The sequence below is a fragment of the Lactobacillus apis genome, assembly GCF_002837055.1.
Classification (GTDB): Bacteria; Bacillota; Bacilli; order Lactobacillales; family Lactobacillaceae; genus Lactobacillus; species Lactobacillus apis.
Map to the genome: position 1 here is coordinate 55252 of NZ_PDKP01000003.1, position 20056 is coordinate 75307.

The window sequence follows — 20056 nt, forward strand, 5'->3', positions numbered from 1 at the left end:
GTGGTACCGCGTTTTAAAGCGTCCTTGAATTTGGCAACGGTGTTTTTATTTTTGGATAAAAAAGGGAGAGATATTGATGAAGAAACTAACAAGTTCGGAATTTAGACAAATGTTTTTGGATTTCTTCGAACAACATGGTCATATGGTGATGCCAAGTCAATCACTAATTCCGCAAGATGATCCAACACTACTTTGGATTAACTCTGGTGTTGCAACAATGAAGAAATACTTTGATGGTTCTGTTGTACCTAAAAATCATCGAATTACTAGTTCACAAAAATCAATTAGAACTAATGATATTGAAAACGTAGGTAAAACAGCACGTCACCAAACCTTCTTTGAAATGCTTGGTAACTTTTCAGTTGGTGATTACTTTAAAAAAGAGGCTATTTCTTGGGCTTGGGAATTTTTGACTAGTCCAGAATGGCTTGATTTGGATAAAGAAAAGCTTTACTGCACGGTTTACCCTAAAGATACTGAAGCACATAAAATTTGGCTTGAAGTTGGCATGCCTGAAGATCATATTGTTAAATTAGAAGAAAACTTCTGGGACATTGGTGAAGGTCCATGTGGTCCTGACTCCGAAATCTTCTATGATCGTGGTCAAGAAAATAATGACGTGGCAGAAGACGATCCAGAGAACTTCCCTGGTGGTGAAAATGCGCGTTATCTAGAAATTTGGAACATTGTGTTCTCCCAATACAACCACTTGGCAAATGGTGAATATGTTGATCAACCGCATAAAAACATTGATACGGGAATGGGACTAGAGCGTGTACTGTCAATTTTACAAGACGCTCCAACTAACTTTGAAACTGATTTATTCTTGCCAATCATCCACGAAACAGAAAAGATGACTGCAAATAAGAAATATGGCGAAAACGCAGCAGACACTACTGCCTTCAAGATAATTGCCGATCACGTTCGAACAGTCAGTTTTGCTATTGCTGATGGGGCATTACCATCAAATACTGGACGTGGCTACGTTCTACGTCGATTAATTCGTCGTGCCGATTTAAATGGTCAACGCTTAGGTATTAAAGGTTCATTTCTTTATAAGCTGGTACCTGTTGTTGGTAAGATTATGGAGAGCCATTATCCAGAAGTTACTGATCAGAAGGACTTTATTGCTAAAGTAATTAAGAACGAAGAAGAAAGATTCCAATTAACTCTTGATTCTGGTTTAACTCTACTTGATGACTTAATTGAAAAGGCTAAGAAGTCTGACGATAAAACAATTTCAGGAAAAGATGCATTTAAGTTATTCGATACTTACGGTTTCCCTTACGAATTAACTTTTGAAACTGCACAGGATGCAGGATTAGAAGTTGATAAAAAGGGCTTTGACGCTGAAATGAAAGCTCAAAAAGAACGTGCACGTAAAGCACGTGGTGATTTGCAATCAATGGGCGCACAAGATGAAACTTTAATGAACCTAAAAGACAAATCTGAATTTGAGTATGGTGTATACGAAGACAATGCAAAATTGATTGATATTCTTGTTGATGACCAACTAGTTGATCGCGCTGACGGTGATCATGCAGTCTTAATCTTTGATAAGACTCCATTTTACGCTGAACGAGGCGGTCAGGTAGCCGACCATGGTAATATTTACAACCGTGAAGGTGAACTAGTTGCTCAAGTAACTGATGTACAACACGCACCAAATGATCAAAACATGCACTTTGTTGATGTTGTTTTGCCACTAGAAAAGGGTGAAGAATACACCTTAAAGATTGACCGTGTTCGTCGTGAAGGGTTACGTCATTCACATACAGCTACGCACTTATTGCACGCTGCTTTAAGAAGTGTGTTAGGTGAGCATACTCATCAAGCAGGAAGTTTGGTAGAACCTGATTTCTTACGCTTTGACTTTACTGCTATTGAACCAATGACCGCGAAAGAAATTAAATCGGTTGAAAACTTAGTTAACCAAAAGATTTGGGAAGCAATTGAAGTTAAAACAACCATTACTGATCCAGAAAAAGGAAAAGACATGGGCGCTTTAGCCTTATTTGATGGTAAATATGGTGACAAAGTCCGCGTTGTTCAAATGGATGACTTCTCAATTGAATTCTGTGGTGGTACCCACTGTGCTAATACCAATCAAATTGGTGTCTTCAAGATTATTTCCGAGTCAGCAATTGGTGCGGGAATGAGAAGAATTGAAGCAGTGATGTCCAAAAAGGCATATGAATACCTATCAAACCGTTCCGAATTATTGGACGAAATTCAAGCAGAAGTAAAATCAACTAAGCCTGAAGATATTCTTGATAAAGTTGGTAGTCTAGAACAAGAGCTGCATGATAGCCAAAAACAAGTTGAAGACTTGAACTCTCAAATTAATCAAGTTAAAGCTGGTTCAATTTTTAATAACGTCGAACAAGCTGGTGATTTATCAATTATTGCGCAAAAAGTTGACGTTAACGGTATGAATGACTTACGTGAACTGGCTGATACCTGGAAGAGTGAGAACAAATCAGACGTTCTAGTTTTAGCTGCAGGTAAAGATGGCAAGGCCAACATGATTATTAGTCTAAATGACAAGGCGCTAGATGCAGGTCTCAAAGCAGGTGACCTAATTAAACAAGTTGCCCCAACCTTTGGTGGTGGCGGTGGTGGCCGTCCAAACATGGCTCAAGCAGGTGGTAAAAAACCTGAAGGGCTTGAAGATGCCATCAAACAAGTAATTTCAATCGTTACAGAAAATTAAGTGATTGAGTTTAACAGGTTTTTCAAGTAAAATTATGCTAGGAGGAATGATTATGAGTTCGCTAGATAAGACAATGCATTTTGACTTTAATGAAAATAAAGGCAAGAATGTCTATGACACTCTCCAAGAGGTATATAATGCCCTTGAAGAAAAAGGATACAATCCAGTTAACCAGATTGTCGGTTACTTACTGTCTGGCGATCCGGCATATATTCCACGGCATAATGACGCACGTAATTTGATTTTAAAACATGAACGTGATGAAATAATTGAAGAGCTTGTAAAAAGTTATCTTGGCAAAAATAAATAATGCGCTTGCTTGGTTTGGATGTCGGTTCAAAGACAGTCGGAGTGGCAGTTAGTGATGAATTGGGAATAACCGCCCAAAAAGTTACAACCATTCCGATTGATGAAGATCGATTTAATTTTGGGATGCGTCCTTTGAAGAAAATCGTTCGTGAATATAATCCGTCCGGTTTTGTGCTAGGATTACCTAAGAATATGGACGGTTCATCTGGTGCTTCTGTTAAAAGAAGTAAGGCATACGGTCAAAGATTGCAAGAAAAGTTTGGCTTGCCGGTTTATTATTCAGATGAACGCTTGACCACAGTTGAATCCCAGCGTGTGCTGGTTGATGAAGCTGAAATTCATGACCGCCATAAACGTAAAGAAGTTATTGACCAAATGGCTGCGGTTTTAATTCTGCAAAATTATTTAGACCTAAATCGAAAGGATTAATATGACACAAGAAATACAAGGCGATGATCGCCAATTAACTTTAGTTGATGAAAATGGTAATGAGGAGTTATACGAAGTTTTATTCACTTTTCATTCAGACGATTATGACAAGTCTTACATTTTACTTTATCCAGCTTCGACGGATGAAGATGAGGAAATCGAAGTCCTTGCATTCAGTTTTGATGCTGACGCTGATGGAGATGTAACCAGCAACGATTTGCATGAAATTGAAGCAGACGATGAATGGGATATGGTTCAGGGTGTACTCAATACATTCTTGGACGATGACCGTTTAAACGGTGAATAAATGAAAAAGACTGGCGAAGCCAGCCTTTTTTTATTAATAGAGATTTTAAATAGATGAATAATAAAATATTAGAAACACTAGAATTTGCAAAAATCACTGAAAAATTGCAAAAAATGGCGATTACGGCTCCAGCTAAAAAAATGGCGGCTAAGCTTTTGCCAAGTGCTGATTTTACTCAAGTTGAAAGAGAACTAAGTCAAACACTAACCGGTGCAAACTTGTTGCGCATAAAAGGGCAGATGCCGTTAACTGACTTCATGGATGTTACGCCAAGTACGAAACGCTTGCGAATTAAGGCTAATTTGAATGCCCATGAATTGGGTAACTTGCTACTAGTACTAACTCTGGCTAATGACATTAATAACTTTGTGGCTGATGTAGATGAAGAAGAACTTGATTTATCGGCCATTGAAACTATTTTAGCAGAGTTAGATGTACCAGATACCTTATTCAATCAGTTAAAAAAGGCGCTTGATTATGACGGTGAAATTCTTGATAATGCCTCCACTAAGTTGGCACAGCTACGTCATGAACTAAAAAATAATGACCGTGAAATCAAGAATCGAATGGATGCTTACACTAAGGGGAGCAGTAGCAAGTATTTGTCTGAACAAATTGTTACAATCAGAGATGAGCGCTACGTTATTCCAGTTAAGCAAGAATACCGAAATAAGTTTGGCGGTGTAGTTCATGATCAAAGTGCTAGTGGACAAACACTGTTTATTGAGCCTAGCAGCGTCCTGAACCTAAATAATCAACAACAAAACTTGCTTGCGGAAGAAAGACGTGAAATTGAACGCATTTTACGTAATCTTTCTGATTTGGCACGCGAAGAGGTTGATCAAATTGATACTATTTTTTCTGCAATTGTTCAGTTAGACTTCATTCAGGCTAAGGCAAGACTTGCTCATGAAATGAAAGCGACCGAGCCTAAATTAACACAGGACCACTCACTTTCATTTATTAAAGCGAGACACCCGTTAATTGATCCTGAAAAAGTTGTGGCTAATGATATCCGTTTGGGCGAAGAATTTGACACAATTTTAATAACGGGACCGAACACAGGTGGTAAGACAATCACTTTAAAAACCGTTGGTTTGTTGCAGTTAATGGCACAAGCAGGACTATTTATTCCAGCTGCTGAGGGCAGTAAAGCAGCTGTTTTTCGTGATATTTGTGCCGATATTGGTGATGAACAGTCAATTGAGCAATCGCTCAGTACCTTTTCATCCCACATTAATGGCATCATTGATATTATGAAAAATGTCGATGATCAAACTTTGGTTTTAATTGATGAAATTGGTGCGGGAACTGATCCAGAAGAAGGAGCCAGTTTAGCAATTAGTATTTTAGACTTTTTACGCAAAAAGCAGGCTAAAATTATTGTAACCACACACTATCCTGAGTTGAAATTATATGGTTACAACCGGCCAAAAGTTACCAATGCTTCAATGGAATTTGATTTGAAGACCTTATCGCCGACTTATCGGCTGCAAATTGGGATTCCTGGCCACAGTAATGCCTTTGCAATTGCGCGAAGACTAGGGATGCGCGAAGATGTAGTCAAAAGCGCTGAAAGCCTCATGTCAGATGATAATGCCGACATTAATCAAATGATTGAAGAATTGACTAAGCAGACTAAGGCAGCAACAGATGCTCGCAATCATTTAGTGACAAGTCTTGATCGTAGCAAAAAGCTTGAGCTTAAACTGCAGCAAGCACTTGACTGGTACAATCAACGCGTCCAAAAGCAACTCGAATTTGCTCAGGAACGTGCTAATGAAGTTGTCGCAAAGAGCCGTAAAAAAGCCGAAAAGATTATCGAACAGCTTGAAAATCAGCAAGGCAATGTAAAACAGAATGAGCTAATTGAGGCAAAAAGTGAATTCAACCAGCTTGAAAAGCAGAATGAAAATTTGGCGCATAATCGTGTTTTGCAAAAAGAAAAACGTCGTCACCATGTCAATGTTGGCGATAAGGTTAAGGTGTTGTCATATGGCCAGACTGGTACAATAACTAAAAAGATGTCAGAGCATGAGTATGAAGTACAAATGGGCATTATTAAGGTTAAAGTCAGTGACCGTGACATTGAAAAGGTTGGTGTGGATAATGAAGCAAAGAAGCATTCAACCAAGCTAGTCCGTGCTACTGGTGCTAATCGTCGCAGTAATGCACGTAGTGAATTAGACTTGCGTGGACAGCGCTATGATGAGGCAATGACCAATCTTGATCGTTATATTGATTCAGTTTTACTGGCTGGGCTTGATGTAGTGACGATTATTCATGGTATCGGAACAGGTGCCATTAGAAAGGGCGTTTGGCAATACTTAAAGGCAAGTAGACACGTCAAAAGCTTTAATTACGCTCCTGCAAACGAAGGTGGCAACGGAGCGACGATTGTTCACTTGAAGTAGCGCGTTTAACTTGTAAAAAGTAAGTTACATGCTATAATTAAATTACTTATGAAAAGCTACAACTATTTAGGGAGGTTTTACTCATGGTTGATGAACTTACAGATCAAAACTTTGAAGAAGAAACTAAAGATGGCGTTGTCCTAACTGACTTTTGGGCAACATGGTGTGGGCCTTGCAAAATGCAATCACCAGTTATTGATGAATTAGCTGAAGAGCGTCAAGATGTTAAATTCACCAAGATGGATGTTGATGAAAATAAAGATACACCAAGTTCTTTAGGTGTAATGGCAATTCCAACTTTAATCATCAAAAAGAATGGTGAAATTGTTGATCGTTTGACAGGTTACACACCTAAGGCAAAGCTTGATCAAATTTTGAATCAATACACAGATTAAAAGTATAGAAAAACCTTCTGCAATTAGCAGAAGGTTTTTTGATTGCTCTAACTTGGAAAGTGACGAACAGATCACTATTAGTTGTTTCTAGCTTGTAAAAGATCACGAATTTGTTTTAAGTAATCTTCTGAAGTAGGTTGAGCTGGTTTTTGCTCAGCAGGTTTAGGTCTAGTTACTTTGTTGACTGCTTTAACAAGCAGGAAGACAATAAAGGCGATAATTAAGAAATTAATCACCGTATTGATAAATGCACCATATTTAAATGTTGCACCGCCAACTTTCAAAACTAAGTTGGATAAGTCGATTCGACCGATAAATAGACCGATAAGTGGGTTGATTAGGTTGGATACTAATGAATTTACAATATTGGTGAATGCACCGCCGATGATAACACCGACTGCTAAATCAATTACATTGCCACGTTCAATAAATTGCTTAAATTCTTTCAGCATAATTTTTTCCTCCATTCTCACTTTAATCATAGAGCAAAGATGGCAAGAAACTCAATTAAGCTGCTTTTTAATTTAATCAAATTTGGCTGCTATGTGAACTAAATTATTTTTGTGATCAATTTCTAATTCGCATTCAGTTGTGCGGCCAGTTTCTTTTTCAACTGCCTCCGCAATGATTCCTGCTTCAAGCGAAAACTCTTGGCTGTCACTATTAAGCCGGTCGGTAACGCTTTGACCTGCTAATTCAAAATCAATTTCTGTTCTGCGTTCCTTTATTTTGGTTAAAGTGCCAAATTCAGTTGTTTCAAAGAAACTATTAACATCTTCAAAGGAAGCTAAATCATATTTACGAGCGATTCTTTTGCCGCCCCAATATAAAATTTCTTCGCTTGTTTCACCCAAAATAGTTGGTAAAAGAAAGTCGCGATATAACTGATTAACAAAATATACGTGTTCACTTTGTTGCTGATAGTCTTGCATTAAGAATTCATCCCTTTTATTTTCTTATATTTTACCTTAAAATTGATTGAAATAGAAAAAAATAAGGGGATTTTATATTATGGATAATCGGCCAATCGGGTTGTTAGATTCTGGTGTTGGCGGTTTAACGGTAGTTAAAAAAATTATTGCGCAAATGCCAAATGAAGCAACAGTTTTTATTGGTGATAATGCACATATTCCATATGGTGATAAAACTAAAGAAGAAATCACTGAATTAACGAGACAAAGTGTTGAATTTTTATTGAGTAAAAATGTTAAATTGATTATTTTTGCCTGTAATACAGCAACTAAGGTTGCGCTAGATGTTATCAAAAATGAAACTAACACTAAGCTGATTGGTGTGATTAAATCTGGCAGCATCGCTGCAATACGTGCGACTAAAAATAAGCATATTGCTGTTGTCGGGACTCAAATGACGGCGACCTCGCACGCTTACAAAAAAGAAATTACGGCGCTTGATCCTACAATTGAAGTTACAGAATTAGCTGCTCCTAAGTTAGTGCCGCTAATCGAAAATAATGCTACACCAGCGGACATTTTACCTGTTTTAAAGGAAACACTAGAACCATTACAAAAGAAGAGTTTTGATACATTAATCTTGGGCTGTACCCATTATCCAATTATTCAAAAGCAATTTGCACAGTGTTTACCTAAAAACGTGCAATTAATCAATCCTGCTGATGAGATTGCCAGATATACAGAAGAATTATTGCAGACCAAAGGAGCAACATGCGAACGGCCAAATTTGGGCAAGCATGAGTACTTTACGACTGGGGACGTCAAAAAAGTAAATAAATTGGGCGCGCAAATTCTCGCTGATCCTAATTTCAACGCAATTCAAGTATAAAAGGGACAAAAAATGAAAGAAATTTTATTTGCTACAACTAATCAAGGAAAAGTAAGAGAGCTTCAAGAGGCCTTCAAACAGGCTAAGATTGACGTTCAAATCAAGACTAATGCAGATTTAAAGCATCCACCTATCGTTGAAGAATATGGAACGACTTTTGAGCAAAATGCGAAGCTAAAAGCACATGCTTTGGCTGAATTTAGTAACATGATTACGATTGCTGATGATTCTGGTTTGATGGTTGATGCACTTGATGGTGCACCTGGGGTGCGATCAGCACGTTTTGCTGGTGAAGAGCACAATGATCAAAAAAATAATGCTAAATTGTTAGTTGAGCTCGGTGGAGTTCCATCAGAAAAGAGAACGGCCAAATTTAATACAACAATTGTGGCATCCTATCCGGGCGAATTTGAACATGACTTAGTTGTTTCTGGACAGTGCGCGGGTCGAATTCTGGTGGCACCAGAAGGTGAAGATGGTTTTGGTTACGATCCACTTTTTTATGTGCCAGAAAAAGGTAAGACCTTTGCTCAAATGACGGTTGCTGAAAAAAATGGACTATCACATCGTGGTCGAGCAATCCAAAAGCTGCTTGAGAAATTTCCGACCTGGTTAGCCCAGTTTTAAACAAAAAAGGTTAATTACACTAAAGTATGTTGTTTATCACGAACTTAATGTAATTAGCCTTTTTTATTGTGCTAAATTGATGTCATGTGCCTGTAAAGTTTTTAAATACTCAGACAAATAGCGATCTTGCACTGTTTTTTCATTGCCTGGCTTGACTTGAAAATGAACAACATATTTCACTGTTTGAGCAGTTTGAGAAGTAACCCCAACAATTAATGGTTTTTGAATAAGCGCTTTTTCTTTGCCCTCATTTTGTGAGTTAACCTGATTGATCAATTCTCGAACATAATTGAAGTCATTATCAACTTTTAACTGCAGTTCAATGTCAAGGCCAATACCACCGTGTGCGAGATTCTGAACAATTGAGATGTTACGATTAGGAATATAGATAATAGAACCATCGGTGCCTTTGAGTCTAGTAGTTCTGAGTCCCAGTTGAATCACTACACCCGTTTGATTGTTTATTTGAACAAGGTCACCCACGTCAAATTGATCTTCGCTTAAAATAAAGAAGCCGTTGACGAGGTCACTAACAAAGCCTTGTGCGCCCATCCCTAATGCAAGTGAGAAAATACCAGCGCTTGCGAGCAAGGTGCCGATTGGAACACCCAGAATTGATAAAACTGCAAAGAGGTAAAAGAAAATTACAGTGTAGGAAAAAATACTGTTAATTAGGGCAGCAACTGTCTTAGACCGCTTATTTTGGGGTCTTTTGCTGTTTTTCCAATAATGATTAATTATTTTTTTGCCAAAATGAGAAATTAAGAAGAAGATAATTGTGGAGATGGCAAGCTGCCAAACCACAGTCAACACTTGCGTACCAATTTGGTCCCAATTAAATTTTAAATTTCTTTGATTTAGTTGAAATGTCGGTTTCATGGTTTCCCGCCTTTCTTATATGCATATTAATCATAGCAAAATATTACATATAGATTGAGATTGAAGCATTTTCATGCTAGACTTTTTTTAAGGTATAGAATTGGAGGTAGAAGATGGAGAATATATCTTATGGTGAAGTAGCAGGGTTGATTGCCGCTGCGGCATTATTAGTTTTGGTACTTTTCACAATTCCTGTACTTATCCACGCTGCAAAAGCAGCAAAGCAAGCGAATCAAACAATCAAAGCTGCCAACGAATCACTTGAACAAATCTCAAAAGATGTTGATGTTTTGGCCCATCAAACAAGTGACTTGCTTGATAAGACCAATGTGCTTTTAGCAGATGTCAATGTTAAGATGGAGACTTTAGATCCTGTTGTCAAGGCTGCTGCTGATTTAGGTGAAAGTGTCTCAGATGTGAACGCCTCTTCACGTAAGATGGCAAAGCGGGTTAGCAACTTTCATTTAAATAGTGGTAACGGGTTCGTATCTTCTGCTTTATCGTCAATGTTTGCGCGTAGGAAACGTCGCAAGGGTAAAGAATAGAAAAAAGGAGTTTTTTACAATGAAGAAATTTACAAACTTTGTTTTAGGTGCAATCATTGGTGGTGCAGCAGGTTTTCTAGCTGGCTCATTATTAGTTAGTGATGAACAAATCGATGATTTGAAGAAAAAAGTTAAGGACAATGACACTGTTCAAGACCTTAAGAAGAAATATGACAATGGTACTGAAGTCGTGAAAAATCAATTAGCTTCATTCCCAAAAAATGTTGAAGATGATTCTGAATTGAAAGATTTTGATGATATCGTGATTGATAACTCTTCAGACGATGATCCAATGTTAGCTGATAAAGCTGAGGATTCAGTAAGTGATTTACACAACGCTGAAGCACCTGAGAGACCAGATGCTTTTCCTAAAGAAGATCCTTTAGCAAGACCATAATTAAAATTGCTTAATAAAAAATGCACTAGCAGGAAGTTAAATTCTGTTAGTGCATTTTTAGTTCTTGCAAATCTTAATCACTAAGTGGGATGTATTTGAGTTCCTTGCTGGTATGAGTAAATGGTTCATAACCGTCTTTAGTTACAACACCACAGTCTTCGATTCTAACACCAGCAACGCCTGGAAGATAAATTCCTGGTTCAATCGAGAAGCACATACCTTCCTCGATTACCAAGTCATTGCCACCAACAATTGAAGGGTACTCATGAACGTCTTTACCAATTCCGTGACCTAAACGGTGAATGAAGTATTCGCCGTAGCCAGCCTTTGTAATGATGTCACGTGCAACTCCATCTAACTCAGAAGCGGTCATGCCAGGCTTAACTGCATCAATTGCGGCTTGCTGGGCTTCACGATCAATTTCATAGATTTCTTTAGCTTTAGCACTTGGTTCACCGTAAGCAACTGTTCTACTAGCGTCTGATGCGTAGCCGTTATGCATAGTTCCAAGATCAAATAAAACGAGTTCATTAGGTTGAACTTTATTCATTGTTGGACCTAAGTGTGGATTAGCTGCATTTGCCCCGGTTTGAACAATTGTTTCAAAACTTTCGTGCATAACACCTTTTTGCACCTTTAATTGATATTCAATTTGTCCAGCAATATAGCGCTCGGTTACACCAGTTTTAATTGCGTTAAAACCAATCTCAAAAGCAAAATCTGCTTCGCGTCCGGCAGCTTGTAATTGTTTAACTTCTTCTGGTGTTTTATATAGTCGAATTTTAGCAATAAAGTTTGAAACATCACCATCAAAATTTGCGTCTGGGAATTGTTCATGCATCAGTTGGAAATGTGCTACAGACAAATTATTTTTCTCTAGTGCCCATTTTTGGTATTCTGAAGTCCTACCTTTAATTTTATCTGCAATTACTGCCCATGGGTCTTCTGAATCAAGGTAGCCGAAGACATCACCATCCCAAGCAGAATTTTTAGCTTCTTCAACATTTAAGGCAGGAACGAAAACAAATGGATCGCTATCTTTAAATGCTAGAAGAGCAAAGATACGCTCGTGTGGTTCCATGTCGTAGCCAGTAAAATAAGCGATTGTGGTTGGATTGGAAATATAAGCAACATCATTGCCAGATGCTTGCAGCCATTCTTGTAATTTGTTTAAATTCATAAACTTTTCCTTTCATATCAAGTAATTAATTATGAAAAGTATATCATGTTATAGCAATGAAAAAATGAAAGAATAGCTGTAAACGTTTGCACTTTTTGGGAAATCATGATAAATTTGTTAGGAGTATTCAAGATAGGGGATTAGAGATGCGTAAACAAGATATTACAATTTATGACGTTGCTCGCGAAGCTAAAGTGTCGATGGCGACCGTTTCACGAGTAGTTAATGGCAATACCAATGTTCGTAAAGATACACGTGAACGTGTATTAAAGGTGATCAACCGGCTGCACTACCAGCCAAATGCAGTAGCGCAAGGGCTTGCCTCTAAACGAACAACAACGGTTGGACTAATCGTTCCAGATTTAACTAACCTTTACTTTGCTGAGCTTTCAAAGGGAATCGATGATATCGCATTACTGTACAAGTATAATATCATCATTACTAGTATTGAAAACCGCTTAATGAAGGAAGATCAAGCAATTCAGGGTCTATTGAACAAGCAAGTTGATGGCATAATTTACATGTCAGATAATTTACCAGAAGAAGCTGCCGAAGCTTTCAAGCGTACAGATACACCTGTTGTTTTGGCTGGTACTAAAAGTAATCACCAAGAGTTTCCGTCAGTTGCAATTGACTACATGAAGGCTGACACTGAGGCATTAAATTTACTTTATAACGATGGTAAGAAGAACTTAGCGCTTGTACTAGATGACCCAGATACGGTTGTAAATGCAGAAAACCGCATTCCAGCATATAAGAAGTTTATGGCTGACCATAATTTGGGTGAAGGGCATATTTATAGCAATATTAAAGACCATTCTGATGGCTATAATCTGTATTCCCAATTGCGTCAGGATGGCATTGATGGTGTAATCGTTACCCGAGATATTACCGCTGTCGGCATTTTAAATGCCGCAACTGATGCGGGTACAAAGATTCCTGAAGAAATGGAAATTGTTACTGCTAGTGCAACGCAAATTGCTTCTGTCGTAAGACCAGCGCTGACTGCCATTCGTCAACCGCTTTATGATATTGGTGCTGTGGCAATGAGATTGCTAACTAAGCTAATGAACAACGAAGAAATTGACCAAAAGCAAATTGAATTGCCATATGAATTGTTGAAAAAGCAAAGTACGGCAAATAAATAATAAACAAAAAATCGATTCATTATGAAGTGAATCGATTTTTTGTTACTTTCAATTATTTAATTTCCAAGTTGCTCTAATCTGTTGAGTAAAATTTAGAGTCTTTGGTGCTTGCAAAGGTAAATATTCCAGGAGAGCGATATTAGTGTAGCGATTAATTCTAGGTAGTTTATTGTAATTATGCCAACTAGTTCCGTCAAAGAAACCATAGAAAAGAATATCACGAGCCTTAACCCAACCTAAAGAGGTGTGTAGCCACATGCTTTTTGGACTGCCATTAAAGTTCTGAATTTTATACAAAGTATTAATTGGCATTTCCTTTTTGGTTTTTGCTTGATTTTCAGGTAAGCGATAAATCGGTACTTTGTGTTGGGGCTTGGCCAGTATTTGTTTGTCTTGGTACGGAGCAACGTCCCGTGGCTTTAAATCAAGGTTGACAAACTCGGCGGAAATGAAGGTTTGATTGTCAATTTGATAGTAGAGTTGATTGTGGGCACGGACGCCGTACATTACTTCCAATTTTTGCCCAGGTTTAACATACTTCTTTTGTTTAACTCTGACGTATGGATTCATCATTGTCGCTGTTTTTTCTTTACCAAAATAGATGCCGTTACGATGAATTTCGTATTTCTTAGTGCCTTGCTTAGCAAGCTTGTATTTAAAACCAGTACTTGGAAAGTTGGTTACAACACCATCTATATTTTTATTAATCAGCCAATGCCATAATTCAGGTGATTCATCCATTTCTGCCCAAACATAAACTTGTTTGTTGATGCGGTGAAGCCAGTGAATTAGCCAAGAGTGATTCAAAATTAAGTCCGACGAAACATTGACCGCATCGACTTGCGGTAAATTACTAAAATTGATTCGTTTAAGGCTACCGACAAGTAAAATTAGGTATGCGTCTGGCATGATTTTCCGAAAGTGAAATAAGCTGGCTGCAGAAAAAGAGTGAATCATAACTCTTTTTTCCATATGATACTTTTTAATTGTTGTAGCAATTTCATCTTCTAGTTGATAAGACGGATCAATTGAGTGATCAATTTTGGTTTCTAAAACAAATTTGGTATTTGGCTTTTTTTGGTAGTGTTCAAATAGCTCATCCAGACTCATCACATGTTCACCATTATCATATGTTAATTGGCTAAGTGCCTGCCAAGTATTTTGTGATACAATTGCATGTGTATGAGTAACTCGATATAAATCATCATCATGTGAGACGACCAGTTGTCCATCTGCTGAAAGATGAAGGTCGAGTTCAACGTAATCAGCACCTGAATTAAAGGCGGAATCATCGCTCTGGATTGTTTCTTCAGGATATTTCGTGGGATCGCCGCGGTGCCCGACAACAGTAAAACCACTACTTGTCAAAAAGATTATGGTAAGAAAAATAGCCGTAAATACATGGCTTTTACGTTTCATGTGTACACCTCTATTGTTTATTACGATAGCATGGTTACACATTTTTTGCTATATTTAACAGTTTAATTTTAGGGATAATTTAGATGAAGCAAGAGTATGAAGAATTAGATTTAATTGAAGAAATCACACGCAATGATGGCAGTAAATACTTTGAAATTTCTAACATTGATCAAAATGGGATAGCCGAACTGGCGGTTGATCACGGGAATATAAAAAATGTGCGCATCTTGCAACTAAATATTCCACGTACTAAAGCGTTAATCACTTATGAAGAGTATATTAACAAAAACTACCACCTTGAAACATTAACCAATGAGGATGATTGGAAAAATCCTGATTGGGTTGAATGGGATAAGCCAAAGGGTAAAGTCTTGGATGCGTACGAAATGATTTTGAAATCGAATCAGATCGGTTAGGGGACAAGAGATGGAAAAACTTCGTATTTTACATACTAATGATTTGCACTCACATTTTGAAAACTTTCCTAAAATCGGTCGTTATCTGAAAAAGGCGCAACAAGATAAGACTGTCGACCAGGTGCTAACGTTTGATGCTGGTGACTTCATGGATAGATCCCATCCATTAACTGATGCAACTTATGGTCAAGCTAATATTAAATTGATGAATTCGTTTAATTACGATGCCATCACAATTGGCAACAATGAGGGAATATCGAACTCGCATGAAGTAGTTGAGCACCTTTTTGATCATGCCAATTTTCCTGTAGTTCTTGCTAACTTACGTGAAGAAGATGAATCAATGCCGCATTGGGCGGTTCAAGATAAAATTCTGACAACCAAAAAAGGCACAAGAATTGCATTAATTGGTTTAACGGCTGCTTATCCCTTATCTTATGAACCTAATCATTGGCACGTTAAAATGCTAAAAGATGCGATGGATGAAGTTCTATCCAAAATTGAAGGAAAATATGATGTTTTAATCCTATTGACGCATGTTGGTCTTAATATGGATTCCTTTTTGGCCCATAATTTTCCAGAAATTGATTTAATCATTGGTGGCCATACGCATGATCTGTTACCACATGGCAGAAATGTAAATGGTGTTTGGATTACTCAAACTGGTAAATGGGGTCATTATGTAGGAAATATTCATGTGGAAATTGATGACAAGCACCATATCCAAAGAATCTCACCACATGTTGTAGCTACAAGTTCGATGAGAGAACATGATGATGATCAAAAAACCATTTTAGGTTACCAAGAACGTGGAAAAGAAATCCTAAGCCAAGAGAAAGTTGCAGATTTACCAGAAAAATATGATGAAGACCGTGAGGCAGCAATTGATGTGTCTCTAGATGCGATTGCTGATTTTGCAGGAACAAATCTAGCAATGTTAAGTACTGGCTTATTTTTAGAACCATTTAAAAAAGGAATCATAACTAAGTATGACTTGCAAAAAATATTGCCTCATTCAATGCACGTTGTACGCTCAAAATTAAAAGGCAGTGACCTATGGCGCCTTGTAATGGAAATCGAAAAAAATCGCCATTACCTTGATCATTTTCCACTTCAAGGGATGAGTTTTCGGGGAAAAGTATTTGGTCAAATGCACTATCGCGGAATAAAGTTTGATCCACTAAGCAAAGCCGTTTTTGTTGAGGGGAAGGAAATAAACCCAGCAAAAGAATATCAAATTGCTGTTTTGGACCACTATGTTTTGGTGCCTTTTTTCCCTACGCTTGCAATTGTGGGGGATAATCAATTTTTATTCCCACAATTTTTGCGTGAAGTAATTGGTGATTATTTAGCTAAAAAATATCCAATAATAGGAAGTGAAACTAATGGTGGACCAAAAGAGCCCAATTGATGAATCAAAAAAAGAAAATAAGTTTGATGAACAGCAGCCGCTTCGTCATCCACTTGCAGCGGTCAAAATAGTTGGCAAGCAAATCAAAATAAACAAGCAACTGTATCAAGTACTTGTGGATAAACAAGAAGCGCTTGATACTGAACTTTTAAGTAAAAAATATGACCCTTATTTAGATCAATATGATTATATTGTGGGTGATGTTTCGAGCGAACACCTGCGCCTAAAAGGCTTTTTTAAAGATAAAGTACAAACGGCAATTGACCGCAAGGAACAGACAATTGCTGATTATTTGATGGAATACTGTAATCCTGGAGGCGGTTATTTTATTTTGCAACTGGTGAACCCAGTGCATCACTACCGAAATACTAAGTTTAAAAGACGTACCAGTGTAACCCGCTATAAGAAGCAAACTGTACCTAACAAAAAGACTGCTATTTTTAAAAAGTATAAAAAGAGTGCGTCACGCATCAAAAAACCAAAACCAAAAACAGTTACAGTGAAAAAGGCACAAGCTAATAATCACACTTTTGTAATCAAAAAGAGGAAAGGTAGCAATTAAGTGAAAGATTATCAATTGTTTTTAATTGATCTGGATGGAACAATCTATCGCGGAAAAGAGACTATTGCATCTGGTGTAAGATTTGTTCATCGACTTGAGGCAGCTGGCAAAAATTATCTTTTTTTGACTAATAATACAACGCGTACACCGCAAATGGTTGTAGATAAGTTGGCTGGGCATGGAGTAGCGACAGATACTTCACATGTGTATACGCCTTGCATGGCGACTACTAGTTATTTGCTAAATGAAAAAGAGACTGATAGTGGCAAAATTGGTGTTTATTTAATTGGACAAATTGGTTTATGGCATGAATTCCTAAGCCACCCTGAATTTGAAATCAACGAAGAGAAGCCAGATTACGTAGTGGTAGGAATGGACACTGATTTGACTTACCACAAAATTCAAGTTGCTACTAACGCAATTAGAAATGGCGCGAAGTTTATTGGGACAAATGCTGATGTCAATTTGCCGAGTGAAAATGGCTTATTACCCGGAAACGGTTCGCAGTGTGCGATGATCGCTACGGCAACTGGAGTAGAGCCACTGTTCATTGGGAAGCCTTCCGAAATTATCATTGAACGTGTTTTGCAAAAAATGGGTTGTTCAAAAGAAGACGCACTAATTGTGGGTGATAATTATGATACAGATATCAAAGCTGGATTTAACAGTAAGGTGGACCAACTGCTAGTCACAACAGGAATTACTCAGCCAGATGATATTGTTGATAAAAAGCAGCCAACAATTTTAGTTGATGATTTAGATGAGGTTGAACTATGAAAAAAAGCAATCCCATTTTAGCCGTAATGTTTCATTTCATATTCGGTATTACTAGTAGTGTTGTTGGTGCAATAATTGCAAGCTGGCCCTTACTACTTGTTTTTGTCATTGTTCAAAAGACTTATAAAACTGTCAACCTATCAGTTGGGCAAGTAATTCATAACTACAATCAACTGATGGGTTATTTGGTTTGGCCATTTAAGCAGCATTTGCATATGAGCAATTTCCCAACTTCAGTAATGGCGGCGCAACACTTTGCGGAAGTAAAGAGACTGTTTATTTTAGCGGTTTTTGCGTTTTTGTGCTGCCTAATAATTTTCTTAATTACTAAAAACAAAAAAAGCAAAGCACTTAAACTTGATAAAGTTTGGGCTTTACTCTTTCTACTTTTACCAATTGTTGTATTACCGTTTGCTTTAACTAACTTTGACGATTTTTTTATTACTTTTCACCATTTATTTTTCGCCGGTAGTAACACATGGTTATTTGATCCATCAACCGATCCAATTATTAACGTACTTACAGAAGGCTTTTTTGCGTCATGTTTTGCTGTGGGCGGAATTATTTATGAATTATATTTTGTAAATCAATTATTGAAAAAATAAAAAGGAGCTCCATTAATGGAGCTCCTTTTTTTGTGTCATTCGTTTTTTTAAGCCAACAATTAAAATTGGTAAAACTGAAATAAGTATGATTGCTAGAATTAATATTGAGAAATGATCTTTAACAAATGGGATGTTGCCGAACAAGGCACCAATAATTGTAAAGAGTCCACTCCAGATAATGCCGCCAATAATATTGTAAATGGCAAACGTACCGTAGTGCATTTTACTACCACCAGAGATAAAAGGAACAAATGTCCTAATAAAGGGGATGAACCTACCAATTACAATTGTGATTGAGCCATGCCGCTCAAAAAATCGTTCGGCTGCTTCACGATTTTTTTGGTTAATTAGTTTATTAAACCAGGAATGTTTCGCTCCGGCCTTGACCGAACGTGCCCCGATTTCATAGTTACATGCATCACCGAGTATTGCGGCTAGTAAAACTGCAAAATACACGAGCCAAATGTTGAGGTGATATTTTGGATTGACTGCCATTGAACTAGCGGCGAAAATCAATGAATCACCTGGCAAAAAAGGGAAAATGACTAATCCAGTTTCAATAAAAATAATGGCAAAAATAATCAAGTATGTCCAGCTGCCAAACTGGTTGACTATTTCAATCAGATGGTGATCAATGTGAAGAATAAAATTGATTATTGTCATATATGTTGCTCCTAAATACTGGTTGAATGAATGGTTAAAGTCTTTTCGGGAAATAGTGCACGCATAATTGCAGTTACTGCAATCTGTGCTTCGCCAAATCCAAGACCGATGACCGGAACTTTGCCAGGATAAGCTGCTACATCTCCAATCGCATAAATGCCAGGGATGTTAGCTTCCATTTCACGCGAAACTTTAATATGGCCGTCTTCAAGGTCAACACCCCATTTGCGGACAATACTATTATTCGCGCGAAAGCCATAAGCAACGACTATTTGATCGAACTGCTTTTGTAATAACTCAGTTTGACCGACCTGCTTAAGTCCGATATCAAGTTGATTATTTCGTATTGCAATCGTTTTAGGAAGATAAGGAGTGAGAACTTGAACATTTTTTAAGCTTTTGAGTTCTTGCAATGTTGATTCTAAACCGCGGAAATCTGCCCTTCGATGAATTAAATTGATTTTAGTTCCGGGTTGTTTTGCTAATTCAAGTGCCCAGTCAAGTGCAGAATCTCCGCCACCAAAAACGCCGATTGATTTTCCAGCAAAGTGACTCGGGTCTTTAACAAAGTAATGGACACGCTTTTCAATGGTTTCATCCATCTTCAGAGGAAACTTTTTGGGAGAAAATGAACCTGTTCCAGTGGCGATAATAATACTCTTTACTTGAAAATCATTATCGATAATAAATCCTTGATCATTCTTTTCAATTGATGTTACTCGATGGTTCAATTGAAAAGTAGTCTTATCCTTGGCGGAATCAATTAAGTGATCAGTTAATTCCTGACCAGATATTTTTCCAAAAACAGGAATATCAAATATTTCCTTAAAAGGATATAGAAGTTTTGGTTGTCCCCCAATTTCTTTTAAAGCTTCAAAAGTAACTGTTTTTAATCCATGTAGGTGTGCAAAACTAGCGCAGAACAATCCTATTGGTCCAGCACCAATAATTGCTGTATCAAATTTTTTGATTTTTAAAACCTCCTCTAAACGCTGATATAATAACTTTAACATGATTGAAAAAGATAATCATCAGGAATAAATCGAAAAAAAGTACTTGC

23 protein-coding genes are annotated in these 20056 nt (G+C 37.5%); 16 read left to right on the plus strand and 7 right to left on the minus strand.

Going from position 1 to position 20056, the window contains the following annotated elements:
- The first annotated feature begins 76 nt into the window (after nucleotides 1–76).
- From alaS to trxA, 6 genes are all read left to right on the plus strand, one after another.
- On the plus strand, nucleotides 77–2713 hold the full coding sequence (alaS, locus tag CRG87_RS04550; protein ID WP_074426373.1) for an alanine--tRNA ligase: 2637 nt from the start codon (nucleotides 77–79) through the stop codon (nucleotides 2711–2713).
- A 52-nt stretch (nucleotides 2714–2765) separates the two neighbouring features.
- Nucleotides 2766–3023, plus strand: a complete 258-nt coding sequence (locus tag CRG87_RS04555; RefSeq protein ID WP_046306129.1) for an IreB family regulatory phosphoprotein — start codon at nucleotides 2766–2768, stop codon at nucleotides 3021–3023.
- Nucleotides 3023–3451 carry a Holliday junction resolvase RuvX gene (ruvX, locus tag CRG87_RS04560; protein ID WP_074426374.1) on the plus strand — a complete coding sequence of 143 codons (429 nt, stop codon included), beginning with the start codon at nucleotides 3023–3025 and terminating at the stop codon, nucleotides 3449–3451. The genes CRG87_RS04555 and ruvX overlap by 1 nt, the downstream gene beginning before the upstream one ends.
- A gap of 1 nt (nucleotide 3452) precedes the next feature.
- Entirely contained in the window at nucleotides 3453–3758 is a 306-nt protein-coding gene (locus tag CRG87_RS04565; RefSeq protein ID WP_074426375.1) for a DUF1292 domain-containing protein, read from the plus strand.
- 53 nt (nucleotides 3759–3811) lie between these two features.
- Nucleotides 3812–6172 (plus strand): endonuclease MutS2, encoded by a 2361-nt coding sequence (locus CRG87_RS04570; protein WP_074426376.1) that lies wholly within the window; start codon nucleotides 3812–3814, stop codon nucleotides 6170–6172.
- Nucleotides 6173–6255: 83 nt separating this feature from the next.
- Complete coding sequence (trxA, locus tag CRG87_RS04575; protein WP_074426377.1) at nucleotides 6256–6567, plus strand: thioredoxin; 312 nt, start codon at nucleotides 6256–6258, stop codon at nucleotides 6565–6567.
- A 77-nt stretch (nucleotides 6568–6644) separates the two neighbouring features.
- On the opposite strand, the gene mscL is transcribed toward trxA, so the two are convergent.
- A complete protein-coding gene (mscL, locus tag CRG87_RS04580) occupies nucleotides 6645–7019 on the minus strand; it encodes a large-conductance mechanosensitive channel protein MscL (protein WP_074426378.1) in 375 nt (124 codons plus the stop codon).
- Between the two features lie 72 nt (nucleotides 7020–7091).
- On the minus strand, nucleotides 7092–7499 hold the full coding sequence (locus CRG87_RS04585) for a YslB family protein (RefSeq protein WP_074426379.1): 408 nt from the start codon (nucleotides 7497–7499) through the stop codon (nucleotides 7092–7094).
- A 79-nt stretch (nucleotides 7500–7578) separates the two neighbouring features.
- Between CRG87_RS04585 and murI the strand changes: the two genes are divergently transcribed.
- Both murI and CRG87_RS04595 read left to right on the plus strand, forming a co-directional pair.
- Nucleotides 7579–8367, plus strand: coding sequence for a glutamate racemase (gene murI, locus CRG87_RS04590; protein WP_074426380.1), 789 nt, complete (start codon nucleotides 7579–7581; stop codon nucleotides 8365–8367).
- Nucleotides 8368–8379: 12 nt separating this feature from the next.
- A complete protein-coding gene (locus tag CRG87_RS04595; protein ID WP_074426381.1) occupies nucleotides 8380–8994 on the plus strand; it encodes an XTP/dITP diphosphatase in 615 nt (204 codons plus the stop codon).
- 63 nt (nucleotides 8995–9057) lie between these two features.
- Here CRG87_RS04595 and CRG87_RS04600 read toward each other — a convergent pair whose 3' ends face one another.
- Nucleotides 9058–9873, minus strand: a complete 816-nt coding sequence (locus tag CRG87_RS04600) for a mechanosensitive ion channel family protein (protein WP_074426382.1) — start codon at nucleotides 9871–9873, stop codon at nucleotides 9058–9060.
- 113 nt (nucleotides 9874–9986) lie between these two features.
- On the opposite strand from CRG87_RS04600, the gene CRG87_RS04605 reads away from it, so the two are divergent.
- Together CRG87_RS04605 and CRG87_RS04610 are read left to right on the plus strand one after the other, a co-directional pair.
- Nucleotides 9987–10418 carry a DUF948 domain-containing protein gene (locus tag CRG87_RS04605; RefSeq protein WP_074426383.1) on the plus strand — a complete coding sequence of 144 codons (432 nt, stop codon included), beginning with the start codon at nucleotides 9987–9989 and terminating at the stop codon, nucleotides 10416–10418.
- A gap of 19 nt (nucleotides 10419–10437) precedes the next feature.
- Nucleotides 10438–10815, plus strand: coding sequence for a DUF1269 domain-containing protein (locus CRG87_RS04610; protein WP_074426384.1), 378 nt, complete (start codon nucleotides 10438–10440; stop codon nucleotides 10813–10815).
- Nucleotides 10816–10888: 73 nt separating this feature from the next.
- Here the strand turns inward: CRG87_RS04610 and CRG87_RS04615 are convergent, their stop codons facing one another.
- Nucleotides 10889–11995 carry an aminopeptidase P family protein gene (locus CRG87_RS04615; RefSeq protein WP_074426385.1) on the minus strand — a complete coding sequence of 369 codons (1107 nt, stop codon included), beginning with the start codon at nucleotides 11993–11995 and terminating at the stop codon, nucleotides 10889–10891.
- Between the two features lie 146 nt (nucleotides 11996–12141).
- Here CRG87_RS04615 and CRG87_RS04620 point away from each other — a divergent pair, with 146 nt between their 5' ends.
- Nucleotides 12142–13143: a substrate-binding domain-containing protein gene (locus CRG87_RS04620; protein ID WP_074426386.1), complete on the plus strand. Its 1002-nt coding sequence runs from the start codon at nucleotides 12142–12144 to the stop codon at nucleotides 13141–13143.
- A 48-nt stretch (nucleotides 13144–13191) separates the two neighbouring features.
- Here the strand turns inward: CRG87_RS04620 and CRG87_RS04625 are convergent, their stop codons facing one another.
- Nucleotides 13192–14562: a glycerophosphodiester phosphodiesterase gene (locus tag CRG87_RS04625; protein ID WP_074426387.1), complete on the minus strand. Its 1371-nt coding sequence runs from the start codon at nucleotides 14560–14562 to the stop codon at nucleotides 13192–13194.
- A gap of 83 nt (nucleotides 14563–14645) precedes the next feature.
- Here CRG87_RS04625 and CRG87_RS04630 point away from each other — a divergent pair, with 83 nt between their 5' ends.
- The 5 genes from CRG87_RS04630 to CRG87_RS04650 are packed head-to-tail and all read left to right on the plus strand — an operon-like array spanning nucleotide 14646 to nucleotide 18333.
- Complete coding sequence (locus CRG87_RS04630; RefSeq protein ID WP_074426388.1) at nucleotides 14646–14978, plus strand: hypothetical protein; 333 nt, start codon at nucleotides 14646–14648, stop codon at nucleotides 14976–14978.
- A gap of 10 nt (nucleotides 14979–14988) precedes the next feature.
- A complete protein-coding gene (locus tag CRG87_RS04635) occupies nucleotides 14989–16389 on the plus strand; it encodes a bifunctional metallophosphatase/5'-nucleotidase (protein ID WP_074426389.1) in 1401 nt (466 codons plus the stop codon).
- Entirely contained in the window at nucleotides 16364–16951 is a 588-nt protein-coding gene (locus tag CRG87_RS04640) for a YutD family protein (protein WP_074426390.1), read from the plus strand. The genes CRG87_RS04635 and CRG87_RS04640 overlap by 26 nt, the downstream gene beginning before the upstream one ends.
- Nucleotides 16952–17728, plus strand: coding sequence for a TIGR01457 family HAD-type hydrolase (locus CRG87_RS04645; protein WP_074426391.1), 777 nt, complete (start codon nucleotides 16952–16954; stop codon nucleotides 17726–17728).
- Complete coding sequence (locus CRG87_RS04650) at nucleotides 17725–18333, plus strand: TIGR01906 family membrane protein (protein ID WP_074426392.1); 609 nt, start codon at nucleotides 17725–17727, stop codon at nucleotides 18331–18333. The genes CRG87_RS04645 and CRG87_RS04650 overlap by 4 nt, the downstream gene beginning before the upstream one ends.
- A 12-nt stretch (nucleotides 18334–18345) precedes the next feature.
- Here CRG87_RS04650 and CRG87_RS04655 read toward each other — a convergent pair whose 3' ends face one another.
- Entirely contained in the window at nucleotides 18346–18996 is a 651-nt protein-coding gene (locus tag CRG87_RS04655; RefSeq protein WP_074426393.1) for a VTT domain-containing protein, read from the minus strand.
- Nucleotides 18997–19007: 11 nt separating this feature from the next.
- Nucleotides 19008–20009 carry an NAD(P)/FAD-dependent oxidoreductase gene (locus tag CRG87_RS04660; RefSeq protein ID WP_074426394.1) on the minus strand — a complete coding sequence of 334 codons (1002 nt, stop codon included), beginning with the start codon at nucleotides 20007–20009 and terminating at the stop codon, nucleotides 19008–19010.
- Nucleotides 20010–20056 lie beyond the last annotated feature (47 nt).

What these genes read in the sequence shown, in the direction of transcription:
- ruvX (WP_074426374.1), top strand. Translation starts at nt 3,023, where the DNA reads ATGCGCTTGCTTGGTTTGGATGTCGGTTCAAAGACAGTCGGAGTGGCA.
- CRG87_RS04660 (WP_074426394.1), bottom strand. Translation starts at nt 20,009, where the DNA reads ATGTTAAAGTTATTATATCAGCGTTTAGAGGAGGTTTTAAAAATCAAA.
- CRG87_RS04555 (WP_046306129.1), top strand. Translation starts at nt 2,766, where the DNA reads ATGAGTTCGCTAGATAAGACAATGCATTTTGACTTTAATGAAAATAAA.
- alaS (WP_074426373.1), top strand. Translation starts at nt 77, where the DNA reads ATGAAGAAACTAACAAGTTCGGAATTTAGACAAATGTTTTTGGATTTC.
- CRG87_RS04565 (WP_074426375.1), top strand. Translation starts at nt 3,453, where the DNA reads ATGACACAAGAAATACAAGGCGATGATCGCCAATTAACTTTAGTTGAT.
- CRG87_RS04640 (WP_074426390.1), top strand. Translation starts at nt 16,364, where the DNA reads ATGGTGGACCAAAAGAGCCCAATTGATGAATCAAAAAAAGAAAATAAG.
- CRG87_RS04600 (WP_074426382.1), bottom strand. Translation starts at nt 9,873, where the DNA reads ATGAAACCGACATTTCAACTAAATCAAAGAAATTTAAAATTTAATTGG.
- CRG87_RS04610 (WP_074426384.1), top strand. Translation starts at nt 10,438, where the DNA reads ATGAAGAAATTTACAAACTTTGTTTTAGGTGCAATCATTGGTGGTGCA.
- CRG87_RS04650 (WP_074426392.1), top strand. Translation starts at nt 17,725, where the DNA reads ATGAAAAAAAGCAATCCCATTTTAGCCGTAATGTTTCATTTCATATTC.
- CRG87_RS04585 (WP_074426379.1), bottom strand. Translation starts at nt 7,499, where the DNA reads ATGCAAGACTATCAGCAACAAAGTGAACACGTATATTTTGTTAATCAG.
- CRG87_RS04625 (WP_074426387.1), bottom strand. Translation starts at nt 14,562, where the DNA reads ATGAAACGTAAAAGCCATGTATTTACGGCTATTTTTCTTACCATAATC.
- CRG87_RS04620 (WP_074426386.1), top strand. Translation starts at nt 12,142, where the DNA reads ATGCGTAAACAAGATATTACAATTTATGACGTTGCTCGCGAAGCTAAA.
- CRG87_RS04605 (WP_074426383.1), top strand. Translation starts at nt 9,987, where the DNA reads ATGGAGAATATATCTTATGGTGAAGTAGCAGGGTTGATTGCCGCTGCG.
- mscL (WP_074426378.1), bottom strand. Translation starts at nt 7,019, where the DNA reads ATGCTGAAAGAATTTAAGCAATTTATTGAACGTGGCAATGTAATTGAT.
- CRG87_RS04615 (WP_074426385.1), bottom strand. Translation starts at nt 11,995, where the DNA reads ATGAATTTAAACAAATTACAAGAATGGCTGCAAGCATCTGGCAATGAT.
- CRG87_RS04570 (WP_074426376.1), top strand. Translation starts at nt 3,812, where the DNA reads ATGAATAATAAAATATTAGAAACACTAGAATTTGCAAAAATCACTGAA.
- CRG87_RS04635 (WP_074426389.1), top strand. Translation starts at nt 14,989, where the DNA reads ATGGAAAAACTTCGTATTTTACATACTAATGATTTGCACTCACATTTT.
- murI (WP_074426380.1), top strand. Translation starts at nt 7,579, where the DNA reads ATGGATAATCGGCCAATCGGGTTGTTAGATTCTGGTGTTGGCGGTTTA.
- trxA (WP_074426377.1), top strand. Translation starts at nt 6,256, where the DNA reads ATGGTTGATGAACTTACAGATCAAAACTTTGAAGAAGAAACTAAAGAT.
- CRG87_RS04595 (WP_074426381.1), top strand. Translation starts at nt 8,380, where the DNA reads ATGAAAGAAATTTTATTTGCTACAACTAATCAAGGAAAAGTAAGAGAG.
- CRG87_RS04655 (WP_074426393.1), bottom strand. Translation starts at nt 18,996, where the DNA reads ATGACAATAATCAATTTTATTCTTCACATTGATCACCATCTGATTGAA.
- CRG87_RS04630 (WP_074426388.1), top strand. Translation starts at nt 14,646, where the DNA reads ATGAAGCAAGAGTATGAAGAATTAGATTTAATTGAAGAAATCACACGC.